The organism is Sporosarcina sp. 179-K 3D1 HS, from assembly GCF_047228905.1.
Lineage (GTDB): Bacteria > Bacillota > Bacilli > Bacillales_A > Planococcaceae > Sporosarcina.
In genome coordinates, this window is the sequence record NZ_JBFEGI010000007.1 from 184818 (window position 1) to 192998 (window position 8181).

Genomic DNA, 8181 nt, shown 5'->3' on the forward strand with positions numbered 1-8181 from the left:
CTGTACTATTATACATCCATTATATAACTGGGAACAAGTAGAAAATCCCGGCCGTACGATTGGTAGTTATGATCGCTTGTCCGGAAGTATAAGCGGTTCCCCGGAGTTATGATCGCCTGTCCGGAAGTATGATCGGTCCTCGGTAGTTATGATCGCCTGTCCGGAAGTATGATCGGTCCTCGGTAGTTATGATCGCCTGTCCGGAAGTATGAGCGGTTCTCCGTAGTTATGATCGCTTGTCTTGTAATATGAGCGTTCGGGCCGTTCAACCCCCTCCCACTTCGCTCGCTCCTACACCAACAACAACGCATCCAAATCAATGATTTCGATTTCCCGCTGTCCGGTTTGGCGGATCCAGCCGGCGTCTTCGAAATCGGCGAGCTTGCGGCTGATGGTTTCGGGGGAGGTGCCGAGGTGGGAGGCGATGTCTTTTCGCGCCATCGGCAAGGCCAGGGTCATCGACTTCTGTTGTTCCACGAGGTCGGCCAAGTAGAGGGCGACCCGGGTTTCGACGGGTTCCAGTGCGATGGTTGTCGCCTGCTTTTCTGATTTCGCGAGCCGCGAGGAGAATTCCGCCAACACTTTCAGGGAGATGGCGGGGTACTTGACCAGGAATGCTTGGAAATTCTCCCGACCCATCACGCATAATTCCACCGGTTCCATCGCTTCTGCATATGAATCATGTACCGATTCGGTGAATAAAGACAGTTCTCCTGTGAAATCACCGGGCTCCAATATTCGGACTAGCTGCTCTTTGCCGTTTTCCGCCAAGCGGTAAATTTTTACGCGTCCCTTATGGACGATATATAATCCGTCCGACCGTTCTCCTGCGCGATAAATTGTATTGCCTCGGCGATGTGCAACGGAATGGGTCTCCTTGACGATTTCCGCCATTTCCGCGTCATCTAAATGATTGAAAATCGGGACGATGGAGATGCACATTTTCTGCATCTCCTTGTTCCCGTCTTGTGCTGACTCTGACAATTACATCCCTCCTCCTTCTAATGCAGGTTCTGACAGGATTGTCTCCATTTTCTTCTTTTTCCCATTATACCGGATAAGTCGGATCGCGTTCAAAATGACGGCCAGTACGCTTAGCTCATGGATGAGCATGCCAGTTGCCAGGAACACTTTTCCGAGCAGGACTCCGATAAGCAGAAGGACGACGGTTCCGACTGCGAAGAAGGTGTTCTGCTTCATATTGCGGATGGTCGCTTTGGCGAGGGAGTAGGCGTGGGCGAATTGGTCGAGCCGGTCCGCCATGAGGACGACATCGGCGGTTTCCATCGACACATCCGTTCCGCCTTCGCCCATCGCGAGCCCGATATCCGCCGTGGCGATGGCTGGTGCATCATTGATCCCATCTCCCGCCATGGCCACCCGATGTCCGGCCTCGCGCAATCGTTGCACCATGGCGACTTTGTCTTCGGGCAACAGTTCGGCATGGACTTCATCGAGTCCCAGTTTCATGCCGACGAGTTCCGCAGTATGTCGGTTATCCCCCGTAAGCATGATCATCCGTTTGACGCCGGCTGCACGCATCGCCGCCAATGCACTTTCAGCTTCAGGGCGGATCCGGTCGGCGATGGAGAAGATGCCCGCCATCTGTCCGTCAATCGCCGCGAAAATCGCCGTATTTCCCGCTCTTTCGCGATCCACCGCATAGGCTTCGACCGATTCTTCAATGGCAATCCCTTCCGCAGCCATCAACTTCCGGTTACCGATGACGAGCAGTCGGTCTTCGATACGGGCCCGGATGCCGTTCCCTTTGATCACTTCGGCATCTTCCGGTTCATTCGCCAGTAACAGTCCACGTCGCTTCGCTTCCTTGACAATTGTCTGTCCGAGGTGATGTTCGGAAATCGTTTCTGCTTCGGCGACGATGCGGAGCAGTTCCTCTTCATTCCCCGCAAGGGCATGGATGTCCGTCACTTCGGGGCGTCCACGGGTCAGTGTCCCGGTTTTGTCGAACACCACCGTATCGATTTTCGCCAATTTCTCCATAATGTCTCCGCCTTTGATGAGGACACCGTTACGTGCCCCGTTCCCGATACCCGCGACGATGGACACCGGTGCAGAGATGACAAGTGCGCCTGGACAAGCGATGACGAGGAAAGTGAGCGTCATTTCGATATTGCGGGTGAATAGATAGACGAGAATGGACAGGACGACGATGGAGGGTGTATAGATATTGGCGAACTTATCCAGGAATTTCTGCGTTTTTGACTGGGATTCCTGGGCTTCTTCCACCAACTCGATGATCCGGGCGAATGTCGTATCATCCCCGACCCGGTCTGCGATGACTTCGATATAGCCATTGTCGACGATCGTTCCGCTGAATACGCGGTCTTCCACCGCTTTCACGGCTGGGACGGATTCGCCTGTAATGGCTGCTTCATTCAACGTTGCTTGCCCTGTAAGGATTTGTCCATCTACCGCCACCTTTTCACCGGAGCGGATGAGGACCCGGTCCCCTTTCAACACTTCGTCAACCGGCAGGATGACCGGCTCGCCATCCCGTATGACGGTCGCTTCAAGAGGCGCCATATCGACGAGCGATTTCAAGGACGAACGGGTTTTTTCGAGCGTCCGGGCTTCCAAATAGGCGCCGAATAAAAACAGGAACGTCACGGCGGCCGATTCGACATATTCGCCGATGAACAACGCACCGACCACCGCAATGGTCACTAATAGTTCAATGCTGAAGGCTTTCATTCGCAATGCTTGAAACGCTTTCTTTGCAATCGGGACGCCGGCGATCACTGTTGAAATGATCAGCAGCCATTGTTTCCACTCGGATAGCCCGAGGAGATGAAGTCCAAGCGCGGTCGCCAGAAGCGTCGCTGTGACGGCCGTGATTTGGGATGTCCGTTTGACATTCATGATCAACACTCCTTTTACGATACTTTTTGCGAGATGACAGGATAGCCCAAGTTGACGATCACTTGTTGGAGGTCGTCCGCTTTTACGAGATTTTCATCGAATTGTGCCCGGACTTTCCCGGAATGGAAAAGCACTTTGGCATCCTGGACGCCGTTCATTTTCTTCAATGATCCTTCAATCTTCTTAATACAGGACGGACAGCTCACCGGCTCTAATCCAAAGACTACTTTTTTCATTTTGACTCCTCCTCTTATTCTTCTTGTCTATAGCATAAGGCAAGTTTTGGAATGAAACCTTGATGCCGGTCAAGTTACCGGCAATCTTTACTTTTTCTTCAAGCGAATGTGACTTATACTAAGGATGGCACTACATTTTCGAATGGAAAGGAAACGTGGGCACCCATGGAACTCGTGTATCAAGGAAAAACAAAAGATGTTTACAAATTGCAAGACGGCAATGTGTTATTGAAATTCAAAGATGATGTAACCGGCGAAGATGGCGTCTTCGATCCAGGCGCGAATACAGTAGGCTTGACGATTGAAGGGGCAGGGCAGTCGGGGCTTCGGATGACGACGTATTTCTTCGAGAAGCTTGTGGAAAAAGGGATACCAACCCATTATGTCGAGGCAGACATTGAAAACGTGACAATGACGGTTAAATCCGCAACCGTATTCGGGAAAGGGCTGGAAGTCATTTGCCGATATCGGGCAGTCGGAAGCTTTCTGCGCAGATATGGCGCCTATTGTGAGGAAGGACAACCATTGGATGCCTACGTCGAAGTGACAATCAAAGACGATGACCGGAACGATCCGCCGATCAACGAAGACGGACTCGCGCAGCTTGGCATTTTGACGCATGATGAATACGCAACTTTGAAATCCCTCACAACAGAAATTTCGGGTGTCGTCAAAGAGGAACTCGCAGCAAAAGGTCTCGAGTTATACGATATTAAATTGGAATTCGGCCGGGATGAGGAAGGGCAAATCATGCTCATCGATGAAATTTCCGGAGGGAATATGCGTGTCTATAAAGACGGAGAATACATCCTCCCGCTTGATTTGGAAAAATTGATTTTAGAATAAAAATGAGAACCCCGCAGACTGCCTATAGCTGCGGGGTTTGTCGTGGGTTTCGAAATGTTCACCAATGAATATTTTGCTAGAATCGTTTGACTTTTTAAATTTGCTCCTCTATACTAGGCAACTAGTGTCACGGATGGCACTATAAGAAATCGTTTACTTCTTCGCAAGACGAATGAAAAACCCATCACGAAAGGCAATGAGGGCCTTTGGCTGACGCCAAAACCTCTTTGATCAAGTTGGTTGGGTGGATGAACGAGTATGGCAGTGAAATTCAAGATATCGAAAGTGTCTTTCATATCAGCGAATCCTGTGCACCATCAAGCTGTTTCTGTAATGAACAAAAGGATGCCCTATCCTTTTGAAAAGGCGCTATTTTTTGCTCTTCATACTGCAAGGCAGAAAGCAAGCCATTTTTGTTATCGTCCCTCATTTTCCCGAGGTGGCGGTTCCTACGTAAGTTCCCTTGCTATATCCACATGTTTACCCACGTATGACCACCTGTGAGGACGTCTGTTGGACAGCTCACGCTCTTTACTCTACAAACAAATCCAACTTTTTTCAGCATTATGTATTCGTCTGGCAGGAGAGGTGAATGGTTTTCCGACAGCTTAGAACAGCATCAGGAAACCATAACGGGTTTCCAAGAAAAACATTCATGTCGCAGTGAATGACAAGACTTGGAGGAACTCATTTTTGTCAGAAGGAAAAGAAAGTGCAACCGCAGTAGTCGAAAGTGAATCTATCCTATTCCGGACCCCGACGGAAGAGGACGGCAAAGAGATCTGGCAGCTCATTAAAGATATGGGCGTCTTGGATCTGAACTCTTCGTATAGTTATTTGATGTGGGCGAAGTATTTTGATGAGACGAGCGTTGTCGTCGAAGCGGATGGACAACGGATTGTCGGATTCATCTCCGGATTTATCCCACCTAAAGCACCGGATACGCTTTTTATCTGGCAAGTGGCGGTCGATGCGTCCCAACGGGGAAAAGGCATCGCTTCACGCATGTTGCAGTCGATTTTACACAGGGATGTATGTCGGAATATTCGGTGTTTGGAGGCGACAGTAAGCCCTTCCAATCAGGCGTCGGATGCGCTATTCCGGAAACTGGCCAGGGATATGAAAACAGACTGCCACGTGACTGACTGTTTCACGGAAGATCAATTTCCGGGCACGGGTCATGAAGCCGAACTGCTTTATACGATTGGCGTAAGATAAAAACAGACTAAACAAATAAAAATACTGGAGGAATGTCAAACAATGGTACTGACAATGGACCGAAATCCGATGGAAATTTTCGAACACCATGAGTCACAAGTGAGGAGTTACAGCCGCAGTTTCCCGACTGTGTTCAAGAAGGCGAAAGGCTATAAAATGTGGGATACGGACGGGAAGGAATATATCGATTTCTTCGCGGGAGCGGGGGCTCTGAACTACGGCCATAATAATGAAAAAATGAAACAAAAACTGATTGAATATATTTTGGAAGATGGTATTTCACATAGTCTGGATATGGGAACGGAAGTCCGCGCCCAATTTCTGCAACGGTTTAATGAAATCATTTTGAAGCCGAGAAACTTGAATTATAAAATCATGTTCCCTGGACCCACGGGTACGAACACAGTGGAAAGCGCATTAAAAATTGCGCGCAAAGCGACGGGGCGTCAGAACATCATCAGCTTCACGAACGGCTTCCACGGGATGACGCTAGGCGCGTTATCGGTAACGGGGAATTCATTCAACCGGGAAGGGGCGGGTGTTCCGTTGACGAACACAGTCGCGATGCCGTTTGACACGTTCTTGGACGAAGGCGATTCGATTGCTTATTTGAAACAGTATTTGCAAAATGCGGGAAGTGGCATGGACTTGCCGGCAGCCGTCATCTTGGAGACGGTCCAAGGGGAAGGCGGCATCAACGCGGCGAGTTTTGAATGGTTGCAAGAGATAGAGAAACTTTGCCGACGTTATGACATGCTGCTGATTGTGGATGATGTCCAAGCGGGCTGTGGGCGTACTGGAACTTTCTTCAGTTTCGAACCGGCAGGCATTCAACCGGATGTCGTCTGCCTATCAAAATCGATCGGCGGCTATGGATTGCCGTTTGCCATCACGTTGATCAAGCCGGAATACGATATTTGGGGTCCCGGCGAACATAACGGGACGTTCCGCGGCAACAACTTGGCGATCATCGCAGCGACGGAAGCGTTATCGCACTGGGAGACGGAAGAGTTTGCCGAAGCGATCCAGGAAAAATCCATAATTATCAAAGACCGGTTGGACACGATTGTCGACAAGTATCCACAACTTCAAGCGACGGCACGGGGACGCGGATTTATGCGTGGCATCGCTTGCGGGGAAGGGAAAGAGGACTATGCCGACAAAATCTGTGCCAAGGCGTTTGAAAAAGGATTGATTATCGAAACATCTGGGCCGTCCAGTGAAGTCGTGAAGTTCCTGGGCTCCTTGACGATCGATGAAGAAGGGCTGCATAAAGGATTCGATATTTTAGAAGAGGCGATTGAAGAAGTCGTCCGAAACTAAAGGGGATGAGAACATGATTGTACGCACATTGGATGAAATTATAGGGACGGAAAACGAGATGAAGGCAGAGACATGGTCGAGTCGCCGTTTTTTATTGAAGAAAGACGGTATGGGCTTTTCCTTCCATGAAACGATCATTTACGCCGGGACGGAAACGCATATTCATTACCAGAATCATTTGGAAGCTGTTTATTGCGTAGAAGGCGACGGAGAGATCGAGACCGTGGCGGATGGCAAGGTGTACCCGATCAAGAACGGGACAATGTATGCGTTGAATGACAACGACGAACATTATTTGCGGGGCGGCAAGACGGACATGCGGCTCATCTGCGTGTTCAACCCGCCGCTGGTCGGTTCGGAAACGCATGATGAAGAAGGCGTTTATCCATTGTTGGAAGCATAAGAAAATCCCTCATGATTCTAAGGAATCGTGGGGGATGTTTCGTTTTTCACTAGAGAGCGAGACGGCGACAATGATATTGATCGTGCCGAAAATCATGACGGCGACATCGGGTAAGATATTGCCACTGCCGTTGAGCTCATCGACAATCGATCCATGTACAAGACCAAGGTTCCAAGCTACGAGGATGATTATCCCTGAAATGAGACCGAGGCAAAATCGGGTCACGCGCCGGGATTTATTTTTAAAGAGCAGGAAGAAAACTACTATTAGAATGAGGAAAAGCATGACATCAATTTGATACAGTAATTGATTGATCGTATCCATTCACAGAGCCCTCCTTTTCAATGTTGGACGTAGAATCAGGGAAATGGTTCCGGAGGGTGAAATTACCATACATAATTTCCTGAATTTGGGCCATCCTACTTGAGAGAGATTTTAAGGAGGAATGGAAATGAAAACAAAACATGTCATACTTATCCTGGCGGGGGTTCTAGCGTTGGCGGGATGCGGGAGGCCCTCTACCCAATTGCCGGTAAGCGGCGAATCCATGGAACCGGTTTCTGCAACGATCTTTAACGCCAAAGGGAAAAAAATCGGCAAAGTCCAGTTAGAGGAAATGGTGGAAGGCGTGAAGATCAGTTTGCAGGCTGATGGGCTATCACCGGGAGTTCATGGCATCCATTTCCATGAGACGGGTGTTTGCACTTCGCCCGATTTTGAATCTGCAGGCGCGCATTTTAACCCGACTGGAAAACAACATGGCTTTGAGAATCCGAAAGGCTTCCATTCAGGAGACCTGCCGAATATCGACGTTCCAGAAGGCGGAAAAGTTGTAACGCAAATCACGACAAAAGAAGTTACCTTGAAACAAGGGGAGCCGAACTCGCTACTTGATGCGGACGGCAGCGCCCTCGTCATCCATGCGGAGGCGGATGACTATAAAACGGATCCCGCTGGCAACTCGGGTGCGCGTATCGCCTGTGCTGCGATTGGGAAATAGGGTTGTTGCGTAAGGGTTTTCAAACTGTCATGGCAATCACCAGAACTGTCATGTCCCGAGTTAGAACTGTCATGGGGCGGAGAAACTGTCATGGCAAATCCGGGAACTGTCATGGCAATCACCCGAACTGTCATGTCCCGGGCTAAAACTGACATGGCAATCTCCAGAACTGTCATGTCCCGGGCTAAAACTGTCGTAAGCGTCAATAGAACAACACCTCCTTTCTATGTCTGCCTCGTGAAATAATGGGGATAGATTTTAATCCGGAAAGG

At 49.5% G+C, this 8181-nt stretch carries 10 protein-coding genes; 6 read left to right on the plus strand and 4 right to left on the minus strand.

The window, feature by feature from the left end:
• Nucleotides 1-291: 291 nt before the first annotated feature.
• The 3 genes from AB1K83_RS11395 to AB1K83_RS11405 are packed head-to-tail and all read right to left on the minus strand — an operon-like array spanning nt 292 to nt 3119.
• Nucleotides 292-984, minus strand: coding sequence for a Crp/Fnr family transcriptional regulator (locus AB1K83_RS11395; RefSeq protein ID WP_413058305.1), 693 nt, complete (start codon nt 982-984; stop codon nt 292-294).
• Nucleotides 985-2883 (minus strand): heavy metal translocating P-type ATPase, encoded by a 1899-nt coding sequence (locus tag AB1K83_RS11400; protein WP_413058306.1) that lies wholly within the window; start codon nt 2881-2883, stop codon nt 985-987.
• 14 nt (nt 2884-2897) lie between these two features.
• Nucleotides 2898-3119 carry a heavy-metal-associated domain-containing protein gene (locus AB1K83_RS11405; RefSeq protein WP_413058307.1) on the minus strand — a complete coding sequence of 74 codons (222 nt, stop codon included), beginning with the start codon at nt 3117-3119 and terminating at the stop codon, nt 2898-2900.
• A 165-nt stretch (nt 3120-3284) separates the two neighbouring features.
• Between AB1K83_RS11405 and AB1K83_RS11410 the strand changes: the two genes are divergently transcribed.
• The 4 genes from AB1K83_RS11410 (at nt 3285) to AB1K83_RS11425 (ending at nt 6909) form a co-directional block, all read left to right on the plus strand.
• Nucleotides 3285-3965, plus strand: a complete 681-nt coding sequence (locus AB1K83_RS11410; RefSeq protein ID WP_413058308.1) for a phosphoribosylaminoimidazolesuccinocarboxamide synthase — start codon at nt 3285-3287, stop codon at nt 3963-3965.
• A 693-nt stretch (nt 3966-4658) separates the two neighbouring features.
• Nucleotides 4659-5183, plus strand: a complete 525-nt coding sequence (gene ectA / locus AB1K83_RS11415) for a diaminobutyrate acetyltransferase (protein WP_413058309.1) — start codon at nt 4659-4661, stop codon at nt 5181-5183.
• A 42-nt stretch (nt 5184-5225) separates the two neighbouring features.
• The gene (gene ectB / locus AB1K83_RS11420) at nt 5226-6506 is read left to right on the plus strand and encodes a diaminobutyrate--2-oxoglutarate transaminase (protein WP_413058310.1); all 1281 of its coding nucleotides are present in this window, start codon (nt 5226-5228) and stop codon (nt 6504-6506) included.
• A 13-nt stretch (nt 6507-6519) separates the two neighbouring features.
• The gene (locus tag AB1K83_RS11425; protein ID WP_413058311.1) at nt 6520-6909 is read left to right on the plus strand and encodes an ectoine synthase; all 390 of its coding nucleotides are present in this window, start codon (nt 6520-6522) and stop codon (nt 6907-6909) included.
• Nucleotides 6910-6918: 9 nt separating this feature from the next.
• Here AB1K83_RS11425 and AB1K83_RS11430 read toward each other — a convergent pair whose 3' ends face one another.
• Nucleotides 6919-7233: a hypothetical protein gene (locus AB1K83_RS11430; RefSeq protein WP_413058312.1), complete on the minus strand. Its 315-nt coding sequence runs from the start codon at nt 7231-7233 to the stop codon at nt 6919-6921.
• 127 nt (nt 7234-7360) lie between these two features.
• On the opposite strand from AB1K83_RS11430, the gene AB1K83_RS11435 reads away from it, so the two are divergent.
• Both AB1K83_RS11435 and AB1K83_RS11440 read left to right on the plus strand, forming a co-directional pair.
• Complete coding sequence (locus tag AB1K83_RS11435) at nt 7361-7909, plus strand: superoxide dismutase family protein (protein WP_413058313.1); 549 nt, start codon at nt 7361-7363, stop codon at nt 7907-7909.
• A gap of 90 nt (nt 7910-7999) precedes the next feature.
• A complete protein-coding gene (locus tag AB1K83_RS11440; RefSeq protein ID WP_413058314.1) occupies nt 8000-8155 on the plus strand; it encodes a hypothetical protein in 156 nt (51 codons plus the stop codon).
• Nucleotides 8156-8181: the final 26 nt, after the last annotated feature.

Bases quoted from the DNA above. Each gene is read 5' to 3' on its own strand.
- AB1K83_RS11435 (WP_413058313.1), top strand. From the start codon at position 7,361: ATGAAAACAAAACATGTCATACTTATCCTGGCGGGGGTTCTAGCGTTG.
- ectB (WP_413058310.1), top strand. From the start codon at position 5,226: ATGGTACTGACAATGGACCGAAATCCGATGGAAATTTTCGAACACCAT.
- AB1K83_RS11430 (WP_413058312.1), bottom strand. From the start codon at position 7,233: ATGGATACGATCAATCAATTACTGTATCAAATTGATGTCATGCTTTTC.
- AB1K83_RS11440 (WP_413058314.1), top strand. From the start codon at position 8,000: ATGGCAAATCCGGGAACTGTCATGGCAATCACCCGAACTGTCATGTCC.
- AB1K83_RS11425 (WP_413058311.1), top strand. From the start codon at position 6,520: ATGATTGTACGCACATTGGATGAAATTATAGGGACGGAAAACGAGATG.
- AB1K83_RS11410 (WP_413058308.1), top strand. From the start codon at position 3,285: ATGGAACTCGTGTATCAAGGAAAAACAAAAGATGTTTACAAATTGCAA.
- AB1K83_RS11405 (WP_413058307.1), bottom strand. From the start codon at position 3,119: ATGAAAAAAGTAGTCTTTGGATTAGAGCCGGTGAGCTGTCCGTCCTGT.
- AB1K83_RS11400 (WP_413058306.1), bottom strand. From the start codon at position 2,883: ATGAATGTCAAACGGACATCCCAAATCACGGCCGTCACAGCGACGCTT.